Source organism: Vibrio artabrorum (genome assembly GCF_024347295.1).
Classification (GTDB): domain Bacteria; phylum Pseudomonadota; class Gammaproteobacteria; order Enterobacterales; family Vibrionaceae; genus Vibrio; species Vibrio artabrorum.
In genome coordinates this window covers 1,088,372-1,111,062 of sequence record NZ_AP025459.1, presented here as the reverse complement: position 1 = coordinate 1,111,062, position 22,691 = coordinate 1,088,372, and the positions used below count along the sequence as shown (strand labels likewise).

The window sequence follows — 22,691 nt, the reverse complement described above, 5'->3', positions numbered from 1 at the left end:
GGCTCAGAGCTATTGAATTTCCGACCACTACACCGTTCCACTATGAATAACACGAGTATTATTGATAATAAATTCTTTTATTATAAATTTCTACTTTGACTCAGTGCCAAGATGAGTTTCTTTCTTTCACTCTCAGTCATTTGAGAAATAATGCATGCTAGTTCAGCTGAGCTTTCATCTTCACAGAAAAAATAATTGAGTGGGACACCTAGTTCATCAGCGATTAGCTTTAAGGTTTGAACATCTGGGGCGTGCTTGCCTTTCTCGTATTGATTCATTCGAGGGCTTGCTGAACTAGCATCCATACCTATGCTTTCTCCCAAGGCTTTTTGAGAGAGTTTTGCTTTTTTTCGAGCTTGTTTGAGTCGCTCGGGGATTGGGTTTTTAAATGACACTTAGATTTCATTTCTCAGGTCTCAATTTAACTAAGATTTTCTTAGTTTTATGGATTTCTGTATACTAAGCAATACTTAGTTTTTAGTTGGTGTGATTTTGGGAATGAAACGGGCTCGAAGAATTAGTGCGGTCATGCACAAGTTGTTGATAGAAAATGGGTTAGATGGATTCACCGTGCTAGAAGCGAGAGATTTCTGGCTATCCCTTGAGAATGTAGGCACCAATTCTACCGAAGCTCGCAAAAAGGTGTACCGAGCAATTTTTCACTTTGAAAAGAAAAGTTGGTTGCGGAGTGAGGGCTCTGGTCGGAAAAAACGTTACTTTCAAGCGGAACAATTTAAAGAGTTACATAACACTGTCACCACGAATAACCAAGCGGATAGAAAACCCAAAATACCCATTCAAAACTATTCCATTTTAAGCAATGAACGTAACGAATATAAAGGTGAATTGGAAATAATACTTGGGGAGATTGACGAGTATCAGTCGATCGTATCTCGATTTCCTGAACTAGAGGATAAACTGGCCCTTTTGCATCAAGAGGCTAAAGAACGCGCCGCTTTATTGCTCGGTAAAGTGAACGTTTTAACAAAGGTTCTTAATACTCTCTATGAAGGAAATGAACCGTGTTAAGGGGATGGCAAAGTGAATGCTCTGACAGAGCGTTGGAAAAATATCAATCTAACGGCTCCTATTTCTTTTGCCAAGCTACACCTGGAGCAGGTAAGACAATACTTGCCGCTAATATTGCTTCAAGACTGCTACAAAGTGACATGGTAGATCTTGTATTGTGTTTCTCGCCATCATTGACGGTTTCTGATGGTATAAAAAGAACCTTCTCATCGATACTTAATTGCACATTTAATGGTGGTATGGGAGCTATAGGGCAATCTTTAACATACCAATCTATCCAGTTCCTCAATGATGAGTTTTGGCAAACATTGCGGAATCACAGGGTCTTTGTTGTCTTTGATGAAATACACCACTGCTCTGGCTCTGAGGTTGAAAATGCGAACATTTGGGGGCAGCAAGTTCTCACAAAGATTCAAGGGCTTGCTACTTTTACCCTCGCACTTTCAGGTACACCGTGGCGTTCAGACTCTTTACCCATTGCCATGGGTGAGTACAGCAACCCAGACGGACAGCTTCTTGTGGATTACCAATACACTCTTAAACAAGCTATAGCTGATGGTGTTTGTAGAACGCCTAAAATCGTCTTGGTTGATAATGAACACTTGTCTGTGAGTAGTAGCGAAAAAGTAGAATCCTTTTCATCAATATTAGAGATGCTTAAACAGACAAAAGCATCCTACCAGAGTGTTATTCACAACCAAGACGCGATGGAATATCTACTCGGTTTAGGATGTGAGCGGTTAGAAAAAGTACGTATCAGCTCCCCCAATGCCGGTGGGCTGATTGTTGCAGCGTCGGTTCAACATGCGCAAACAATCAAAGAGATACTATCTCAAAAGTTTGGGCAAACCGTTTCTATCGTCACTTATCGACATGAAGAGCCGCTGGCAGAAATAGAGCGTTATCGACAAAGTGACGCACAATGGATTGTTAGTGTAGGTATGATCAGTGAGGGTACTGATATTCCGCGCCTTCAAGTATGTTGCCATATGAGTTCGGTCAAAACGGAATTGTATTTCAGGCAGGTGCTCGGACGAATACTTCGTGTGAACAATACAATAAACCAACAAGCGTGGTTATTCACTTTTGCTGAACAAAGTCTGATTGAGTTTTCTGAAAGGATTGAACAGGATATTCCTGAGTCTTGTCTCTATGTAAGTATGGGGAAACCTATCGAAACAGAGTTCTCTGATCGAGGAAATAGCTTAAGTGTCGCGCTTCCGCTTGAGTCCCAAAATAGTGGGAGAACAACAGTATCTTGGGAAAGCGGTACAGACAGTTCAAATAGTCTCAATGGAACACTAGGGACATTTGATGAGCTTCGACTTGGGGCATTTAAGCAGAGAGTGATCTCGGCTTTCTCTTCCATGTAGTTGAAATAACTTAATATATCGAGTTAAACAGTTGCTAGGAAAATGATTTAGCTTAAGAAACTAAACGTACAAGTAGGGGAAACTTACTGAAGTAGTACACGAAACGGGACGGCTCTGTTTCTAAACTGAATTACGCTACAAAGCTTGGTTTATCTTCAGAAATAATGAAACTACTTGGTGAAGTGATTCTTCAATTTAATAACTTTGCCTAGGAAACCTGTTATTTTAAACGTGGTGATAAGTATTCGATTCTTGTTAGTTTTGTTGATAATAAACTGTTATGACAAAGTTTTTTGCCCTAAAGTGAGTATTGAATGAGTGATATCTTGAATGTGATGCATGAGACAATAAATGATTTGTATGAATGTGGTGCTGTTGATCACATAACGTTAAGCCAGTTTGAGGAAATATGTTTAACATTATCCAATGACGATGATGGAGTACAGGAAAGTAAAGAAAGCTCTTAGTGATAGACTACGGTCATTTCCCCTCGATAGTTGAGCCCAAAAAAGTCGCTTGGTAGTTGCGATACCAACAGAGTCGCTCGGTGATCACCATGATAACTTGAGCTCAGCTAACGTATTTTTGCCTCCGTATTAGTTCACCCGCACTTATTACCCCGCTGTGATTCAAAATAATGATTAAAAAGCCTTACTTCTGAAATGATGGATTAGCTATTTTAGCTAATTTTGCTAAAATTCTGAGTTCGAAGTTACAGAACGTATTGAGGGTATTGTGAACAAAGTGATTAAAGAAAATATCAAACAAGCACTTGCCTCCGCTCCACGAAACGGATTTATGGCTGAACTTCACTTGCAGTCGATTAAGTACGCTGATGAGTTGGTTAACATTACAGCGAGGGAGTTTTGTGAAGAGTTGGGGTTAAAACCTAGCTATGGCACAGAGTTCAGTAAGATGAGAAACCTCACCACACGCCTAAAAGCCGCAGGCTTAGATACCAACAAATTATAACCGCCCAATTCTTATAAAGGTTTACCAACATGGCCATAAAAAAAACAGAACTCTATTCATCTCTTTGGGCTAGCTGTGACGAACTGCGTGGCGGTATGGATGCCAGCCAATACAAAGACTACGTACTAACCATGCTGTTCATGAAATACGTCTCTGACAAATACAAAGGCGTGCGTCGTGGCATGATCAAAGTGCCAGAGGGGGCGAGCTACGACGATATGGTTGAGGCCAAAGGCGACAAAGAGATTGGCGATAAAATAAATAAAATCATCGCAGCGCTTGCGGAAGCCAACGATCTTAAAGGTGTGATTGATGTTGCCGACTTTAACGACGAGGACAAGTTAGGCAAAGGCAAAGACATGATCGATCGCCTAACTAAGCTAGTCGGTATCTTCCAAGGGTTAGATCTTTCTGCCAACCGTGCCGATGGCGATGACTTACTGGGTGACGCCTATGAGTACCTTATGCGCCATTTTGCTACCGAATCTGGTAAGTCTAAAGGTCAGTTTTATACACCATCAGAAGTGTCTAGTATTCTTGCCAAAGTTGTGGGCATTACCAAAGACACACCACTAGAGGCATCGGTTTATGACCCAACGTGTGGCTCTGGTTCTTTATTATTAAAAGCCAGCGATGAAGCCCCACGTGGTTTATCTATCTATGGTCAAGAGATGGATAACGCTACTAGTGCATTGGCACGTATGAACATGATTTTGCATGATAATGCTACAGCAAAGGTATTTAAAGGTAACACCCTGTCTGAACCAGAGTGGAAAGACGGCCCCAATCAGCTTAAAACCTTCGATTTCTGTGTTGCTAACCCACCATTCTCTAACAAGAACTGGACCAGTGGCTTAAACCCGGAAAATGATTTATATGATCGTTTTACTTGGGGCATTCCACCTGAAAAAAATGGTGATTACACTTTCTTATTGCATATCCTTAAAAGCTTAAAGAGTACTGGTAAAGGTGCGGTTATCTTGCCTCACGGTGTGTTATTCCGTGGTAATGCAGAAGCTACAATCCGTGAGAACCTCATCAAGCAAGGTTACATTAAAGGTATCATTGGCTTACCGGCTAACTTGTTCTACGGCACAGGTATTCCTGCTTGTATTATCGTTATCGATAAAGAGCATGCACAGAAAGCGGTTGCATTCTTTAAAGAAGGCGATGAGTCTCTGCCGATTATTACAGGCCGTTCAATTTTTATGGTGGATGCGAGCAAAGGCTTTATCAAAGATGGCAATAAAAACCGCTTGCGTAGCCAAGACATTCATAAAATTGTCGATGTGTTTACCAAAGGTCAAGAGCTTGAGCGTTTCAGCCGCTTAGTGCCAATTGATGAGATCGCTGCTAACAATTACAACCTAAATATTCCTCGTTATATCGACTCATCAGAGCCAGAAGATCTACACGATTTAAGTGCGCACCTGCAAGGAGGTATACCAAATCGCGATCTTGACGCGCTTGAGCGTTACTGGAAAGTATTCCCTAATATTCGCGCGACACTGTTTGAGCCCGCTCGTAAGAGGTATAGCAATGCGTTAGTTGAAGCAAGCGAAGTGAAAAGTCGTATTCTGGCGCACCAAGAGTTTAAAGACTTTGCTCAGCGAAGCTTAAAACCATTTGATGCTTGGGTTAAACAGACTCAGCTTAAGGAAATCAAGCAAGGTGATAGCCCTAAAGATCTAATCTTCGATATTTCAGAGCAACTATTAAGCGGATATGCCAATAGCGACCTGTTGAGCAAATACGACATCTACCAAATCTTGATGGATTACTGGGCAGATACCATGCAAGACGACGTGTATGTGTTGATGCAAGATGATTGGCAAGCCGGCAATACGATACGTGAGCTTGTTGCTAAAAAAGGTGAAAAGCTCAAAGAAACACCAGACTTAGTGATTGCTAAGAAAAAATACAAAGCCGAACTTATCCCACCAAGCTTAATTGTTGCTCGCTACTTTGTAGATGAACAGGCACACGTAGATGCTTTACAGGTGAAGCTAGATGAAGCTAATCAAGTTCTAGATAGCTTAGTTGAAGAACATTCTGGGGATGACGGGGTGCTTTCATCGATCAGTAATAAGACCGAGGCTAATGCTGCGCTTAATGATTTTGTCGAGTTGGCCTGGAAAGGCTTGGATAGGCAATCTTTTGATGCGTACCAAGAATCAAAAGCTAAAGTGGAAATACTTCAACAGCAACTAATAGCTGCTTCTGAGTTTCCAGTTTTTGATTTAGCCAAAAATGCAAAAGGAAAACTTACCCTCAAAGGGATTAAAGCTCTGTTGGGAACGGTCGAACCTAATCAAGAATCTCAATTAGATACCTATATTGAACTAGACAGAAAAATCAAAGAACAGAACAAGATCATTAAACCCGCTTTCGCAAAAGGGCTCGAGCAAGTTTATGAAGCACTTGAGATAGGGTCTGATTCTGTTTTCCTAGCAGAGGTTAAGGTTGTTCAATCGTATCTTGCTTTGTTAGATAAAGTAGCCGTAGCTAAGACTGAATTGAAAGAAGCACAAGAGGCTTTGGATCTAGCAGTATTTAATAAATACCCTGAATTGACTATTGATGAAGTAAAAGCGCTGATAGTGGACGACAAATGGCTTGCCACTTTACAAGCCAACATTGTTGTTGAAATTGAACGTGTTACTCAACAAATGGCAAACCGTGTTAAGCAACTGGAAGAACGTTACAGCACACCATTGCCAACACTCACTAATTCCGTCGATGACCTTAGTGAAAGAGTGGCAGAGCACCTAAAATTAATGGGTTTGGAGTTGAACGAATGACACAAACTACTGATTGGCTAACTACAGATATCGGTAGTTTTGCACCATTACAACGTGGATTTGATTTACCAAATCGTGAGCGAGTCAATGGAGATTATCCTGTTGTATATTCTAATGGTGTGATGAACTTTCATCATAAATACCAAGTTAAAGGTCCGGGGGTTGTTACAGGAAGATCTGGGACAATTGGTAAAGTTCATTATGTCGAAAATGATTATTGGCCTCATAACACAGCGTTGTGGGTTAAAGAGTTCAATAATGCAGTTCCTAAGTTTGTATATTACCTATACAGCTACATAGGCTTTGAACGCTTTAGCAGTGGTTCAGGCGTGCCTACTTTAAATAGGAATGATGCACATGGTTTTGTTATTAATGTGCCTCAGAAAAAAGAAGAACAAACCTCCATTGCCAATGCCTTATCCGATGTAGATGCGCTGTTAACGGAATTGGAAAAGCTGATCGCGAAAAAACAAGCGATTAAAACCGCCACCATGCAGCAATTGCTTACAGGTAAAACCCGTTTGCCTCAGTTTGCTACTTACACTGAGGGGGAGAAACAAGGACAGCTGAAAGGCACTAAAATGTGTGAGCTAGTGGAGATTCCGGAGGATTGGGATGGAAAAACATTTGGTGAGGTGATGTCTATTAGACATGGGAAAGATCAAAAAGCAGTCCAAGTAGTTGACGGACTTTATCCGATCTTTGGTACTGGCGGAAAAATGGGCACTACCAATATCCCTCTTTATGATAAGCCTTCGGTACTGATTGGACGAAAAGGTACAATAAACAAGCCAAGATATGCTGATAATCCTTTCTGGACCGTAGATACCTTATTTTATTCGGAAATCTCGTCTAAAGCTGATCCTAAATTCATATTTTACAAGTTCAGTATGATTGATTGGATGCAATACAATGAAGCTTCTGGTGTTCCTAGCCTAAACGCTTCAACTATTGAAAGCGTTACAGCTTCTTTTCCTAGTAAACAAGAACAAACCGCCATCGCCATCATCCTCTCGGATATGGATAGCGAGATTCAAACCCTAGAACAGCGCTTAACGAAAACCCGCCAAATTAAACAAGGCATGATGCAAGAGCTGCTGACAGGTAGAACTCGTTTGCCGTTTGAAAAGGAATAAGGATCAAGGATGTCTGACAATAATGAATTAGTATTAAAGCCAATTAGTGAACTTTTAGATAAGTCATTTTACATCCCTGCATATCAGAGGGGCTATCGTTGGACTGAGCGACAAGTTACCGAGCTTCTTAATGATATTAAAGAGTTTCAGCAACAAGCAGAGGAAGGCCCAAGAGAGGCCTTTTACTGCTTACAGCCTATTGTAGTAAAAAAGCACAACGATTCTTGGGAGCTTGTTGATGGGCAGCAACGATTAACGACTATTTTTATCATACTTACCTGTCTCAAAGAAGTTGCGACTCTTTTGGGGCTTGGTAGTTACAAATTGAGTTACGAAACGAGGGAAAACAGCGCTGCTTTCTTGGAAAATATTAATACGGAACGTAGTAATGAAAATATAGATTTTTTCCATATTAGCCAAGCTAAGGAAGCAATAGTAAAGTGGTTCGCAAAGCAAGAGCCCACATACAAGGTCAAATTTTTACAAACATTACTCAATAGTGATGAGATGGGTAAAAATGTAAAGATAATTTGGTATGAAATTGGTCAATCAGAAAATGCGACAGCAGTATTTACGCGGCTCAATGTTGGTAAAATCCCACTAGTCAATGCAGAGCTAGTTAAAGCTCTGTTCTTAAAGTCGAGTAACTTTAGTAAAAGTCATGATGCAAAGCACCTACATCAGTTAAGCATTGCTAAAGAATGGGATGCGATTGAAAAATGTCTTCAAGATGATGCCTTTTGGTATTTTATTAGCAACAAGCCAAATAAAACCAATCGAATAGAGCTTGTGCTAAACCTTGCATCTAAAGATCTTTGTTCTGAAGGTATTCAGCGCGGTGACCCATTAAAAACGTTCCTTCAATTTAATCAACTGCTTATGGACAGTTCAAAGAGTGTTGTTACGGAATGGCTAAAAATCAAACAATGCTTTATGACGCTAGAGGAATGGTATAACGATAGGGCGCTATTCCACCTTATTGGTTACTTGGTAACACAAGATATCTCAATCGATGCGTTGTTTTTACTGCATAAGCAATCTAGTAGTAAGTTGGCCTTCAAAAAGGCACTGATACATAAGATCTTCACTCCTTTGTTTTCTCCCCTTTCTTTAGATAATTTATCGCTAGAATCTATAGCTGAGGCATTGATGCAGCTGAATTATGGTCGTGATAATCAAAAAATAAAGAAGTTATTGATATTGTTTAATGTTGCTAGCTTGCTCGCTAACCCTAAAACAAACACTCGTTTTCAATTTGAGAGATTTAAGGCTGAAGACTGGGACATAGAACATATACGCTCGGTGGCTTCAGAGATGCCAAACAGTAAGGATAAGCAAAAAGTATGGTTGAGAAATATTGTTGAATACATTTCTGATGAACATGCTTTTGAACCGGATGAGCGGCCAGACAGTTATATCGAAGACGCTCAAAAAATCAAAGAGTCGGCATCTGCGTTGTTAGAAAGTAGACTGTTTGACTCTGTACTATTTGAGAACATCTTCCAAAAAGTCATAGAGTTATATGATCCGCATAGCCATGAAGAGGTTGATAATTCAATTGGGAACCTGACATTGTTAGACAGTTATACCAATCGTAGCTATCAAAATGCTGTTTTTCCTATAAAAAGGTTTCGTATCATCGCTCTCGACAAGCAAGCGACATTTGTTCCTTTGTGCACCAAAAATGTATTTTTAAAATATTACAGTAAGCAAGTCGATAAGATGCTTTTTTGGGAGTCAAAAGATAGCCAAGACCATCAGCAGGCAATCGCTGAAATGGTATATGGTTTTTTAGGTGGTAAAGGAGTGTATCGATGAACAAGGGACAAAGTTTAACGTTTTATGGCCTATTTAATGTCGTTGATATTATTGAAATTCCTATACTTCAGCGTGATTATGCTCAGGGTAGAAAAGAGGCTATTGATGTAAGAACATTATTTCTAAATTCTCTATATGATGCTCTGCTGGTTACTAATGTTCGCGAGACTCAACCACTTGACTTAGACTTTGTGTATGGAAACTTTGAAGGGGAAAATAGTAAGACTTTTTCGGTGCTTGATGGCCAGCAGCGTTTAACCACCTTATTCCTATTGCACTGGTTTCTGGCGTTAAAACATGATCAATTAGATGCGTTTAGAGATAGGTTTGTTATCAACGACGGTGACTCATGCAGCTCACGTTTTACATATAAAACAAGGCATAGTACAACTGAGTTTTTTGATGCGCTTACTTCAACAGAATTTGACTATACACAAGGTCCTGTTAGCGAATTGATACTAGATAGCCAATGGTTCTATTCATCGTGGAAACAAGACCCTACGGTTCAGTCTTGCTTGTCGATGTTAGATGACATCGCAATAAAGTTCGGCAAGGATGATATTAACCTTTATGAGCGAATTACCAATACCGCTAATCCTTACATTACATTTCAATTTTTAAATCTGCATTCGTTTGGCTTATCTGATGAGCTTTATATTAAAATGAATGCAAGAGGAAAGCCTTTAACTGCATTTGAGAACTTTAAAGCTTGGTTATTCGGCAAGGCTGATATGACTTCGCAGTATGACAACTTTGAGCATAAAGTTGACCGGGAGTGGACTGATTTATTTTGGAGGAAAAGTGTCGAAGATAAAGTAAGCTTTGATTCACTTTATTTGCGTTTCTTCAACTTATTAGCTTTTTATCATAGCTGTGAAATGACCAAAGGTAGTTACACACTGCTCCCTATTGAGGATAAAGGCTGGCTTCGGGATATACGTGAATCTCGCGGTTACATTCCACACTCTAAACTTGAAAAGATACAAGCATTCGAAAGAAAAGATCTTAATCGTATATCCAAGGTTTTAGATTTTATGGTTGCTAACAGTAATAGCAGCATTTCGAATCTATTTCGTTCGGTCGTTACAAACTCTAGTAATCTCCCTCAAATGAAATTCTATGCATTAATGCTATTTATAGAAAATGCTCCTGATATTGATGCTTGGGATGACAATACTAGAGTTCAATTGTATCGATGGCTAAGGGTTACCAATAACCTAATCAATAATCACCGTATTGATGATATGTCATCATTTATAGCTGCTATAAAAGCACTTCATCAGATGTCAAAGTATAGTTTGTCTATCTATGAAAACATGACCAGTGAATCTTTTGAAACAGTCGGTTTTACGAGCGAGCAATGGAAGGAGGAAGTAGTAAAAGCCTATCTGATTTTGAACGATAGGAATTGGGAGGCAGCTTTAAAGCAGTATGAGTCTCATACCTATCTAAAGGGGAAAGTGGGTTTCATATTAAAAATGGCGTACATAGATGAACATTATCAGCTTAATGCTTTCCAGCATTATGCCAGTAAAGTAAGTACCTTGCTGAGCCCTGAAATTTTGGGGTCTTCTGAATATCTTCTTCAAAGAGCCCTCCTCTCTATAGATAATTACTTAATCGAAGATGGCTATTGTCGCCTTTCATTTGGAGTTCCAAATAGTGGTAGTTACCGTGAAAGATCTGAAAACTGGTTAAGTGTTGCAGCTCAACCTGCATTCACTGAGCTGGTCAAAAAAATCAGTAGTGATGTTTATGACCTGGTAAGTGCAGACTTGAGGAGTATTGTCGAATCGAGTGACGTGACCGGTTGGAGAGGGTTAATAGTTAAGAATCCCGATACTATACGCTATTGCTCTAAAAAGCTGATCCATAAACAGGGAGAGTTGGTGTACCTACTCTCCAAAACCAACCGAAGAGGCTATCACGCTGAGCTTTATAGCTATGTTCTGAATTTAAGGCTTCATGCTTTAGAAAGTGAAGGCAGATTACCTGATGGTGTCGCAGCTTTATCTTATGAATATGTTTATGGTGATGAGACCCCAAAAGCTAGGGTTAAAGTTGATGGTGAAGTGCTAGGTATTTGCTTTAAATCTAATAAATATGTTGTAAAAAACAAGGTTCCTCACTCTCTCTACCCTAGTTATCTTGTCGATTCAGAAATAGAGACTCCAGATAGAATAGTGAATGTTCTGCTTTCTCTAGGAATTGAAAAGGAATCTATTTCATGAGTACAGTTGGCCAAAAGGAGCGAAAAACACAAGAGCGCTTAGTTCAGTTCTTTAAGCAGCAATTAGGGTATGACTATTTAGGCGATTGGGAATACCGAGAGGGTAATCGAAATATCGAAACCGCTCTGCTAACCGATTGGCTTGCAGAGCGTGGTGTATCCGAAGCGCTTATTAAACGAACACTGAGAAAACTCGATGCTGCCGCAGCATTGGGTGAAGGCAAAAAGCTCTATGATGCCAATAAAGAGGTCTACCGCTTACTTCGTTATGGCGTAAAAGAGAAAGAAGGCACAGGCCAGCAAAACCAAACCGTGTGGCTGATTGATTGGGAAAATCCAGAAGCGAACGACTTTGCTATCGCAGAAGAAGTGACTATCCAGGGGGAGAAGAAAAAGCGCCCTGATATCGTTATCTATGTGAATGGTATTGCGCTAGGTGTCATTGAGCTAAAGCGCTCATCGGTGTCTGTAAGTGAAGGTATTCGCCAGAATCTCGATAACCAGAAAAAAGACTTTATTCGTAATTTCTTTACCACCATGCAGCTAGTGATGGCGGGGAATGACACCCAAGGACTGCGCTACGGCACCATTGAAACATCTGAAAAATACTACCTAGAGTGGAAAGAGCAGCCAAGCGCTCATCAACTCCCTAATGAAACGGTTAAGACTGAAACATTACTTGATGAACATACCGCGCAGCTATGTGAGAAAAAACGCTTCTTACAACTACTGCATGACTTTATCGTGTTCGATGCAGGCATTAAGAAAACCTGTCGTCATAATCAGTTCTTTGGCATCCAAGCGGCTAAGAAGCACATCACCTCAAGACAGGGCGGCATTATTTGGCACACTCAAGGCTCGGGTAAGAGCTTGACGATGGTTTGGTTAGCCAAGTGGATTCGAGAGAATGTCACGGATTCTAGGGTACTCGTCATCACCGACAGAAAAGAGCTCGATGAACAGATTGAAAAAGTATATACCGGTGTGGATGAGGATATCTATCGCACAAAAAGCGGAAGCGACCTTGTAGCTACGCTTAATGAGCCAAACCCTTGGTTGATGTGTTCACTCGTACACAAGTTTGGCCGAAATGGTGAAGACCCAACTGAAAGTGAAAAAAATGAGACAACCGATGAATTTATTAAGGACTTGAAAGGGGCTCTGCCAGACGATTTTAGTGCGAAGGGGAGCTTGTTTGTACTGGTTGATGAGTGTCATAGAACCCAGTCTGGAAAACTGCACGAGGCGATGAAAGCAATATTACCTGAGGCCATGTTTATTGGTTTTACAGGTACGCCACTCATGAAAAAGGACAAGAAAAAGTCTCTAGAGATATTTGGACCTTATATTCATACCTATAAATTCGATGAGGCGGTGAGTGACGGCGTGGTGCTTGACTTGCGCTATGAAGCCCGGGGTATCGATCAGCATTTAACATCCAGTAAAGGGGTGGATACTTGGTTTGATGCTAATACTCAGGGACTCTCGAACCTAGCTAAAATACAACTCAAAGAAAAATGGGGCACGATGCAAAAGGTTCTTTCGAGTAAGTCGAGGCTTGAGCGTATCGTGATGGATATTTGGCTTGATATGAAGCGAAAGCCTGCACTGGTCTCTGGGCGAGGCAATGCTATGTTGGTGTGTGCCAGTGTTCACCAAGCCTGTGTGGTGTACGATTTATTTAGCAAGACTGACCTTGCGGGTAAATGCGCGATTGTCACCAGTTACCAACCAGCTGCAAGTTCGATTAAAGGCGAAGAGTCTGGTGCTGGCCAAACAGAAAAGCTGTTTAAATATGAAACCTACCGCAAAATGCTTGCAGATTACTTTGAGCAAAGTGAAGAAGAAGCAGCTAAGCGTGTCGAAGAGTTTGAGCTGAAAGTGAAAGAGCGTTTTATCAAAGAGCCTGGTCAAATGCGTTTGTTGATCGTCGTTGATAAACTATTAACAGGATTTGACGCACCTTCGGCTACCTATCTTTACATCGATAAAAAAATGGCCGACCACAACTTATTTCAGGCAATCTGTCGTGTAAACAGGTTAGATGGGGACGATAAAGAGTATGGCTATATTGTTGATTATAAGGATCTCTTCCGTTCTCTAGATAAAGCAATTAAAGACTATACTGCCGAGGCTTTTGACGGCTACGATGATGAAGATGTAGCGGGACTTCTAAAAGATAGATTGAAAGAGGCGAGAACTGACTTAGACAATGCACTAGAAGTGGCGAGAGCTCTCTGTGAGCCAGTAAAAGCCCCTAGGGGCACTCAAGCTTTTATGCACTATTTTGTTGGTGAATCGGGCGCGGAATCAACCAATGAAGATGAGCGAAGTGAAAAAGAAGCGCTGCGACTCACCCTTTATCAAGCGGTCGCTAAGCTTATCCGTTCCTATACCAATTTAGCCAACGAAATGGAGCAAGCGGGCTATACCGCAGAGGAAGCGCAGAGTATCAAGCAAGAAGTCGCCTATTTTGAAAAAGTAAGAGATGAAGTGAAGCTGAGTAGCGGTGACTTACTTGAAATGAAGCGTTTTGAGCCAGCGATGCGTCAATTACTCGACATGTATATTCGTGCTGATGACAGTGAAACCCTGATGGACTTTGAAGAGTTTGGCTTAATCGATTTGGTGGTAAACAACGATAGCAAAGGGTTGCAATCATTGCCTGAAGACATTCGTAAAAACGAAGAAGCCATGGCTGAAGCAATTGAGAATAACGTTCGTAAAACAATTGTCGATGAAAATCCAGTAAACCCCAAATACTTTGAAAGTATGGCGACACTGCTTGATGAGTTAATTAAGCAGAGGCGAGAGCAAGTCATCAGCTACCAAGAGTATTTAGAGCAAATACGAGCATTAGCCAAGAAAGTTGTCAACCCGACAAGTAACGCTGCTCATAATTATCCAGAGTCCGTTGATACTCTTGCAAAGCAAGCGCTATATGACAACTTTGGTAATGATGAGGTGCTCACTACACAAGTCGATACAGCTGTTCGGTTGAATAAAGAAGCTGATTGGCTTGGCGATACGTTCAAAGAGCGCAAAATCGAAAACGCGATCCTTGAAGCGACTAATGATTTTGAGATGGACGATGACAATGCTATTGATGAACAGTTGGACCGTATGATGGATATCATCAAAGCGCAAAGAGAATACCATTAATGGCGACGACCGATAGTTATGAAGTAACCATTGCTGGTATTGAGCTCACCGTTAATCGTAAAGCGATAAACAATATTCACTTAAGTGTATTGCCGCCTAATGGCGCAGTGCGTTTGTCTGTGCCTGTGGCAACGAGTGAACAAGCAATCCGCCTAGCGGTAATCAATAAGCTTTCATGGATAAAACAGCAGCAAGCTGATTTTGCTAGCCAGCGCCGTCAATCTGTTAGAGAAATGGTTAGTGGTGAGAGCCACTATCTTTGGGGACAACGTTATTTGCTCAGAATTGTAGAAACACCATGTAAACACTTCGTCAAGGTAAAAGGTAATCGTATTGAGCTTGGTATCGGGAGCAAAACCACTACAGACAATCGTTTGAAGCTGCTTAATGAATTTTATCGATCCGAAATTAAAGCCTCATTGTCTACGCTTTTACCCTTGTGGCAAGAAAAACTGGGGGTTGAAGCGAATGCCGTTGGCATCAAGAAAATGAAAACTAAGTGGGGTAGCTGTAATAGCACTAACAAACGTATCTGGCTGAACCTTGAGCTCGCTAAAAAGCCGCCAGAGTGCTTGGAGTTCATTCTAGTTCATGAGCTTACCCATCTATTAGAACGTCACCACAACGACCGTTTCAGAGCCTTGATGGATGAGCACTTGCAGGATTGGCGCGAACGTAGACGCTTACTCAATAGCTTGCCTCTGGCGTATGAGGATTGGAGTTATTAGTTTCTTACCTTCATCTTACTTCGACGGATGGTTTTGGGTCTGCGTGAATGGAATTGTTGCACTTAACTTTAGAATCGACATATGAGGGCACTAAAAGAGGACTAACATCAAATTGAACATGTGTTCGGTCAGCTTTTTCGCTTGTGCTTACTAGTCTACATCCTGTCTTTTATCCTAACGTACGTAGTGCAACTCATAAGCATTTTTCAACCAAGCCGGAAAAGGGTTACTGTATCCCTTTCGAATGCCAGGAACGACAAGAGCCACAGTTAGTGGCTCTTGTCGTGCTACCTATAGTCAACATTCTATTAGCTGAGAATAACAGGGCTAATAGAATGTCCTCGTTAAGCTGCTTTGCAATTACGTAGAGTTCAAATTGATACCATTACTTCTGGCCAGACAGTAAATAGCAGCTCATAGAAAAAGCAGAGATACTTGCGGCTCCCGGGATCAACTGAATGGCACAAGCTTACTTTTGTCCCCAAACGGTTTGGCTCTAAGATTTTAACTCAATACTGTTGTCTTAGGCTGACCTATTCTAACTAATACTTTATTATGTGCTCAGATTGGTATGTCGGATTGTGCATATTATGCCTGCATTTTTATAAAGTTAGTTAATAACGAGGTAAACCTTGGAAATAGAACTTTGGGAAGGAGGGCTTCAAGCCCAAGAAATTAAAGCCATTGATATGATTAAAGCTGCTTTTGCCAAACCGAAATTGAAGAGTAGCAAATCAGCACGTGGTGGTTCTCTACAAGATCAACTGCGCAGTATTGGTGGTTCATCAATGTTCCCATGGAAAGGATATGCTGGATTTAGGTTTGTGGATTCAGATCGTGGCTACGAAGGGGAGTTTGACCTTGTCATTGTGACTCATTGTAATGTTTTCATTATTGAGTTGAAAGATTGGAATCATGGTGAGATTACTTGTAGTCAGGATAAATGGTACAAGAATAATCAGCTGATGGGACGCTCTCCTGTGAGTGTCACGCGAAACAAAAAGTTCTTGTTGGACAATAAGCTTAAACGTGAGAAACACCGATTTAGCAATAAAGGTTTCACACCGTTTGTTCATTTTTTCGTTGTGATGTCAGGCAATGCTGATTTTAGCAAACTCCCAGATACAGAATTACATCACACGATCAGCCTAGATGAGTTCTTAACTTACGCCGATCAAAAAACATTCAATGATAAGTTTCGTCCTCATCCAAATGCGCAAGTTCTGAACCAAGATTTCGCTATTTTCGATGAACTGTTCTTAGGCAACTCAACCGCACCTAAACAAATTAGTGTAAATGGCTACAAAGCTGAATCACTGATATTTGATGAACACCCAACCAAGTTGTACAAGGAATTTTTAGCGAAATCAGAATCATCCAAACAGGACGAAGCGTTACTGCGTGTCTGGAATTTTAAAAATTTTGATGGGGTGAAAGGCGGGACACCTGAAGGTCGATATAGCATCGTTTCTCGGGAGCGAGAGGTGCTCAGCTATATCAAGCACCAGAACTTAGACTTATATAAACACTGTTTACGTTCTTTAACCAATGTACAGCCTGATGATGTAACGACTGAATTTAACGAAGTATTTGAACTACCACCAAACCATAGTCGATTTAACGAATTCATTGGTAAGTTTGGTAAAAACTTCTCTGAAGTTGACCGCGCAAACTTAGTTAAGTTGCTAGTAGCTAAGTTTGCAGACTTGCATAGGATGAAAGTTGCTCATCGTGATTTAGGAGACCATAGTCTTTGGATTTCTCCTGGTAAAGAGATTGCATTATCTAACTTCATCTCTGCCTACCATCAACCCATTGGCACTGTTGGTGATTATCGCTCACAGTTATCTATATCGGGTAAAAATGCGGATGATGAGCTGTCCCCATTTCAAAGTGATGTAAAAACACTTGGCATTTTATGTTGGCATATTTTGAATGATGAACGAATTTCGCCGGTTAGTTTAGAAAAACTAGATGAGAACCTAGCTTCTTGCCCAGAATGGTACGGTTTGGTCATAGAAAATGCAATTGCTGGGGGGCGTTATCATAATGCTGAAGAACTGTTTGATGCGTTAAAAGAAGCTGAGCCGAGCGATGCATGTACATTTGAATTTGATGATAGTGAACTTGAGCCCTATAGAAGAAACATTAGTCACTCCCGTCAATATCGTGAAGATGATGACCTTATCGTGGAAACTGACGAGAAGGAAGTTTATGTATCAGATGGGTTAATGGTAAAAGCATGGCTTAATGTTAATCCATCAGTTGATGACCCAGCACTAAGCTATAAAGTACTGCACTTTTTACAACGTCTTGAGAAGATCAGATCGATAAACCCACCATACCTGCCATGTGTTAGAGAGTTTGGTATTGCCACTAAGTCTTCAAGCCTATTTATGGTAACAGATAAGGTTGAAGGGTTAACTTGGAATAAGGTATCAATTGGCAGCAAGCAACGTTTGGCGGTGATTGATAAGTTAGTTGAGTCTGTAGAGCATTTACACGGGCTAGGCCTCTATCATGGCGATTTACACCCAGAGAACATTATTCTAACTAAGACAGTTGACGGTTTTGACTTAACGTTTATAGATGTGCCTGATTTCTCTGCTAATGGTGATGAACCGAAAAATCATCTTTATAGCCCCGAAAATATAGATAACTGTACACCTTTTGAGCGTGATAATTTTGCAGTCATGAGGTTGTCGTTCGAACTACTAGGTGGTGAATGGGGAGTCGATTTAAGTGAATTACCAGAACTCAGTGATGCCCTAAAGGTTGAGGCGAGCGATCCTAGTGCAGGATTCAAAGATCTTGTTCGATTTAAAGCAGCTTTAAAACCTAAGAAATCTGTATCCATTGCCCCAGTTACTATTAGCAGCAACAAAGATTTTGAAATGATTACAATTTATCCCGATAACGGAAAACTGTATGTCCATGTCGAGAAAAGTAACCAAAACAGTACTGATGTAATGGTTACATTTTATGGGCTTGGCGGTAGTGCTCGTGTCATTTACACAACGAATGAAAAAGGCTTTATTGTTTCTTTCCCACCTCGTGCACGAGACTCCATTCATCCGAAAGATATTGAAAGATGCCAACTGGTTTTAGACTTTGCCATCACGATTAAGTCTGGTTCTGTTATGGAATTAAGCCAATTAACTAAAAAGTTGATGGGCAATGAGTCATTTAATAGAACAGTAGAAACGGTACTTAAACCAGTTGAAGATGAGGAGAAAGTTGATGGGCTTACTAGCCAACTAGCTCAAGTATTTAAAAACATTGAGGCTAAAAATACGTCTCCAGATCATCTTGTAATATCAACTGATAAATTGTGGAAAGCAGTTCTGGAGACTGAAACCCAAGCCTATCCATATATTGAGGTAATTGGGGGGGCAAACGAAGTAAAAGATTCTGATGACGAACTAATTCTTCCATACACTTCTGACGTTGATGCACTAGGGCAATTTAATAAAAATGATGTTATTGAAGCTTTAAGAATTGTAGGCGAGGATGAAGTTCGCCTCGGTGAAGTTAAGCTTAAACAAAGTGCACTCAATGAGATTAGATTACATCGCGTCGGTTTCAAAGCAAGGAATCTAGAGGATGGAGACCAAGTTTTCTTCCGTACAAAGCAAGATAAAGCTTCTTACGTTAAACGTAAGGCAGCTTTAGAGCGCATTTTGGAACATGAAAGTGTTGTTAGTAACCTGGCTCAGTATTTTGATCCAGATTGCAGCTCTCCGACGGTACAATATGATAAGCCAGTGACATCTGACGACTTTGCTCGTTACGATCGTACCGATGAGCATAACAATAAAATTAGCCTGAATCAGCAACAGAGGAAAGCATTCCAGCAACTATTAAGTAACGGGCCTCTTTCAATGTTACAAGGTCCCCCTGGGACAGGTAAGACGGAGTTCATTGCGGCATTTGTGCACCACTTGATAGAAAAGCAGAATGTAAAAAATATTCTTCTAGTTAGTCAATCGCATGAAGCCGTTAATACGGCAGCAGAAAGGATTCGCAAGCACTGTTCTCGTCTTGACACGGAATTGGATGTTGTTCGATTTAGTAACCGAGAAGGTGCAGTTTCAACAGGTCTTAAAGATGTTTACTCAAATGCGATAGTTGCAGAAAAAAGAGAGTTATTTAGAGCTGAAGCAAAGTATCGAGTTGCATCGTTGTCTCAAGCTCTTGGCTTACAGGCTGAGTTTTTGACTGATTTGGTGGAAGCTGAGCTCACTTTGTTTAAGCAGATTGATACTTTGCATAAATCATTGGAGTCGATGAAGGATGGGGGGCTTGAAAAAGATGAGCAGCACATCATTAAGACAAATGTAGTTGATTTAGATGCGACTATCCGCGAAGCATTAAGTAGCAAATATGGCATTAGTTACGACGAAAATTTAGATGTTCGGAATGCAAAAACCAAGGTGATTCAGTACTTATGTTCGAGATATTCAGTTAGGCCTGACGAAGCAGGAAAAGCTATAGCACTAGCCAATATCTCAGGCGATATGTTAGATGTACTTGAAACAGAGCGTGTTAATTATGATGAGTTTTTTGCTCGTTCTAGACAATTAGTGACTGGTACTTGTGTTGGTATAGGGCAACGTCATTTAGGTATCGCCGATAATCAATACGATTGGGTTATTATCGATGAAGCAGCTCGTTCAATAGCGAGTGAGCTTGCTATTGCGATGCAATCGGGCAAAAGAGTTTTACTCGTCGGTGACCATCAACAATTACCTCCTTTGTATTCTGATGCACATAAAAAAGCATTGGCTCTTAAACTTGGTTTGGCCGACAAAGACATTGATATCGACGCTGTTTTGCAAAGTGATTTCGCGAGAGCGTTTGAATCACCATACGGTCAGCAAGCAGGCGCATCCTTGCTGACACAGTATCGTATGGCACCACCTATTGGAAATATCGTTTCGGATACTTTCTATAAGGGTGAACTACAAAATGGTGAGCGTAAAGTTCCTGATATCTATGGTGCTGCTCCTGAAATGCTGCAAAGCGTGGTGTCTTGGGTTGATACATCGCATTTGGGTGACAAGGCTGACCATCGCAGGGATCGTGGCGTCAGTATATATAACCGAACAGAAGCAGATATCATTATCAATTTATTAAAAGATATCGCTAATAAACCTGAGTTTGTCGCGGAGCTAAAGGGCGTGGTGAAAAAAGGTGAAGCAGCCATTGGTGTTATTTGCATGTACGGCGAACAAAAAAGACTAATTCGCCAAAAGTTCAAAGAGATAGAGTGGAGCGATGACTTCAAGGACCTTATTAAAATTGATACTGTTGATAGCTATCAAGGTAAAGAAAACAGAGTCATTATCCTCTCTGTGACTCGCTCAAGTCGCGATAAGAAACCAAAGTTTTTGAGAACTCCGAATCGCATTAATGTCGCAATTTCTAGGGCAATGGATCGGTTGATGATTGTTGGTTCAACCCATATGTGGCAAGGACACAACAGTACACTGCCGTTAGGCAAAGTACTAAGTTACATATCTGGACAAACCAAAGATTCGTCTGACTATCGTATCCACAAAATTAATTGCGACCTTAATGGAGTCAAATAATGACTGAAGAAATTAGATCAAATTATCATGAGGTAGATTTCATAGTACCTGCTCAGCGTTTTAACTTCCGCTTTTCATACGTGACTAAGCAGGGACTTTCGTTCATGAGAGAGTTTGTGCTGAGGTTAGTGCAACTAGCACCTATGAAACCATCTCAGATTGCAACTTATTTAGGTTTAAATAAGCTTGAAGTTAATGAAGCTATTGGTGATTTGATGGACAAAGGGGACCTTGTTTTTAATGAGCTAGGTCTTGTTCAACTCACCCAGCAATCAGCAGGGTACTTCAAAGGGATTGGCAAACCGCCTCAAACCAACTCAATCCAAGAAACTGGTGCTGCGCTTTCATTTGAACTTTGTGGCTTTAACTGCATTGGGAGTAAACGCAGTTCGGGTGGGTGGCATACTGGCATCAAGTTGTCCGTTGATAATAAAAAGCTATCCGAAACAGAAGGGTTAGCAAAGTCAAACTTTCAAAGGAATTTCTATCAATTATTGGATAATGAGTACTTAAAAGGAGTTCGTACCGAAGGAAGTGAACGGCCTAGTATTTATACAATTGATTCCGTCAGTAAATTAACACAAGATCCAATGCGTTTAACGACTTACTTTGCAATTGATCAAGAAGGAAAAGCCATTGAACGAGAAGACTTCGATAATTTAAATGACTCATCTGAAGTGCATGAAGCAATAACTATTGCGTTAAATCAATCCCAAAAGGGCCAGAACATTCAAGAGATTGGTGTGGCTATGAAATCTTTTGGTGATACTTGGACAAAAGATATATTCAATAGCAACTCAATAGATATTGCAGCATTAGGACATCGTTATGCAGAAGCTTTGCTTGATGATAAAAAAGAAATTCCATTTGTAGGTCCCATTTATGCTGGAAATAACTGGGAGCATATTCGAAAGATCTTGAAGGGACTTCCAGCGTCTTTCATGAAATCAAAGGATAAAGCTGTAAAGCAATTTACGTGGATTGCACCTTCTGATGCTTTTTGGGGAAAAAGTAAAAAGCTTGAGCTTTGTTTCAATGAAATAGAACAAGCGCAGCTTACACAAGAAAATAATCCTCAACGTATATACACCCCTTACATTTATCTGCCGTTGTCAGATGTGACGGATAGGCGGACGATTGGAGCTTGGAAAAATGATTTTAGGAATGGGTCAAATAACCTCCATGGCATAATTGAGGGTTTTCTTGGGGGAAGTGTAGAGGTCATTGTACTTGAGGGAACTTTCGCGGTTGTATGCTACCACGTGTCAAGGCCAGAAACACATCCCGTCAGCATTCCGGTAGGTTTCATAACAACGGATTTAAAACTGATAAATACTATTTCTGATATTGCGGAAGATTATATTGGTGGCTCATCTTCATTCAATAACAAGCATAATTTAGGGTTGTTAGAGAAATTATGATATCGAGGATTTTTAGTAAGTAAAGCGACAACCTTGTGTACAACAGCTCCACCATCGATGGTGGAGCTTTTCAAATTCTTCATACCTGCACGTATCGATTAACCTCTAACATTCAACTTTCCGAAACACGTCTATATCCTGAAATGTGCAAGGATAAAAATAGGTAGTGGCGTACAAGCAGAGAAAGTTATCAACCTTAGTCTAGTAATCTTTATTGTCAGGTAGTGCCTTTAGTTACCCAGCGACACATTCATGATGTATTGGAAATAAATTAAATTCTAGAATAAATCCAGACTATATATGTAAAGGTGATTATTATTAATATTTATCACTAACAAATTTACGTTTTATACATTTACTGGGGACCAGCTAAAAAATTAAACTAGATAAATAGCGCTCTATTTCCATATAAAAAGTTATATTCTATTTG

12 protein-coding genes are annotated in these 22,691 nt (G+C 40.5%); 11 read left to right on the top strand and 1 reads right to left on the bottom strand.

What is annotated here, in order from left to right:
- Positions 1-80 precede the first annotated feature (80 nt).
- Complete coding sequence (locus OCU36_RS18920; protein ID WP_261840046.1) at positions 81-395, bottom strand: helix-turn-helix domain-containing protein; 315 nt, start codon at positions 393-395, stop codon at positions 81-83.
- Between the two features lie 103 nt (positions 396-498).
- Between OCU36_RS18920 and OCU36_RS18915 the strand changes: the two genes are divergently transcribed.
- The 11 genes from OCU36_RS18915 to OCU36_RS18865 all read left to right on the top strand — a co-directional run bounded on the left by OCU36_RS18915 (position 499) and on the right by OCU36_RS18865 (position 22,261).
- Positions 499-1,029 carry a hypothetical protein gene (locus OCU36_RS18915; RefSeq protein WP_261840045.1) on the top strand — a complete coding sequence of 177 codons (531 nt, stop codon included), beginning with the start codon at positions 499-501 and terminating at the stop codon, positions 1,027-1,029.
- A complete protein-coding gene (locus OCU36_RS18910; protein ID WP_261840044.1) occupies positions 1,023-2,402 on the top strand; it encodes a DEAD/DEAH box helicase in 1,380 nt (459 codons plus the stop codon). Before OCU36_RS18915 ends, OCU36_RS18910 begins: the two co-directional genes overlap by 7 nt.
- A gap of 735 nt (positions 2,403-3,137) precedes the next feature.
- Positions 3,138-3,374 (top strand): HTH-like domain-containing protein, encoded by a 237-nt coding sequence (locus OCU36_RS18905; protein WP_261840043.1) that lies wholly within the window; start codon positions 3,138-3,140, stop codon positions 3,372-3,374.
- Between the two features lie 29 nt (positions 3,375-3,403).
- A complete protein-coding gene (locus OCU36_RS18900) occupies positions 3,404-6,175 on the top strand; it encodes a type I restriction-modification system subunit M (RefSeq protein ID WP_261840042.1) in 2,772 nt (923 codons plus the stop codon).
- Positions 6,172-7,311: a restriction endonuclease subunit S gene (locus OCU36_RS18895; RefSeq protein WP_261840041.1), complete on the top strand. Its 1,140-nt coding sequence runs from the start codon at positions 6,172-6,174 to the stop codon at positions 7,309-7,311. The genes OCU36_RS18900 and OCU36_RS18895 overlap by 4 nt, the downstream gene beginning before the upstream one ends.
- A gap of 9 nt (positions 7,312-7,320) precedes the next feature.
- Positions 7,321-9,129: a DUF262 domain-containing protein gene (locus tag OCU36_RS18890; RefSeq protein WP_261840040.1), complete on the top strand. Its 1,809-nt coding sequence runs from the start codon at positions 7,321-7,323 to the stop codon at positions 9,127-9,129.
- On the top strand, positions 9,126-11,360 hold the full coding sequence (locus OCU36_RS18885) for a DUF262 domain-containing protein (protein WP_261840039.1): 2,235 nt from the start codon (positions 9,126-9,128) through the stop codon (positions 11,358-11,360). Before OCU36_RS18890 ends, OCU36_RS18885 begins: the two co-directional genes overlap by 4 nt.
- Positions 11,357-14,521, top strand: a complete 3,165-nt coding sequence (locus tag OCU36_RS18880; protein ID WP_261840038.1) for a type I restriction endonuclease subunit R — start codon at positions 11,357-11,359, stop codon at positions 14,519-14,521. The genes OCU36_RS18885 and OCU36_RS18880 overlap by 4 nt, the downstream gene beginning before the upstream one ends.
- Positions 14,521-15,249, top strand: a complete 729-nt coding sequence (locus OCU36_RS18875; protein ID WP_261840037.1) for a M48 family metallopeptidase — start codon at positions 14,521-14,523, stop codon at positions 15,247-15,249. The genes OCU36_RS18880 and OCU36_RS18875 overlap by 1 nt, the downstream gene beginning before the upstream one ends.
- A 632-nt stretch (positions 15,250-15,881) precedes the next feature.
- Entirely contained in the window at positions 15,882-20,840 is a 4,959-nt protein-coding gene (locus OCU36_RS18870) for an AAA domain-containing protein (RefSeq protein WP_261840036.1), read from the top strand.
- Complete coding sequence (locus tag OCU36_RS18865) at positions 20,840-22,261, top strand: hypothetical protein (protein WP_261840035.1); 1,422 nt, start codon at positions 20,840-20,842, stop codon at positions 22,259-22,261. The genes OCU36_RS18870 and OCU36_RS18865 overlap by 1 nt, the downstream gene beginning before the upstream one ends.
- Positions 22,262-22,691: the final 430 nt, after the last annotated feature.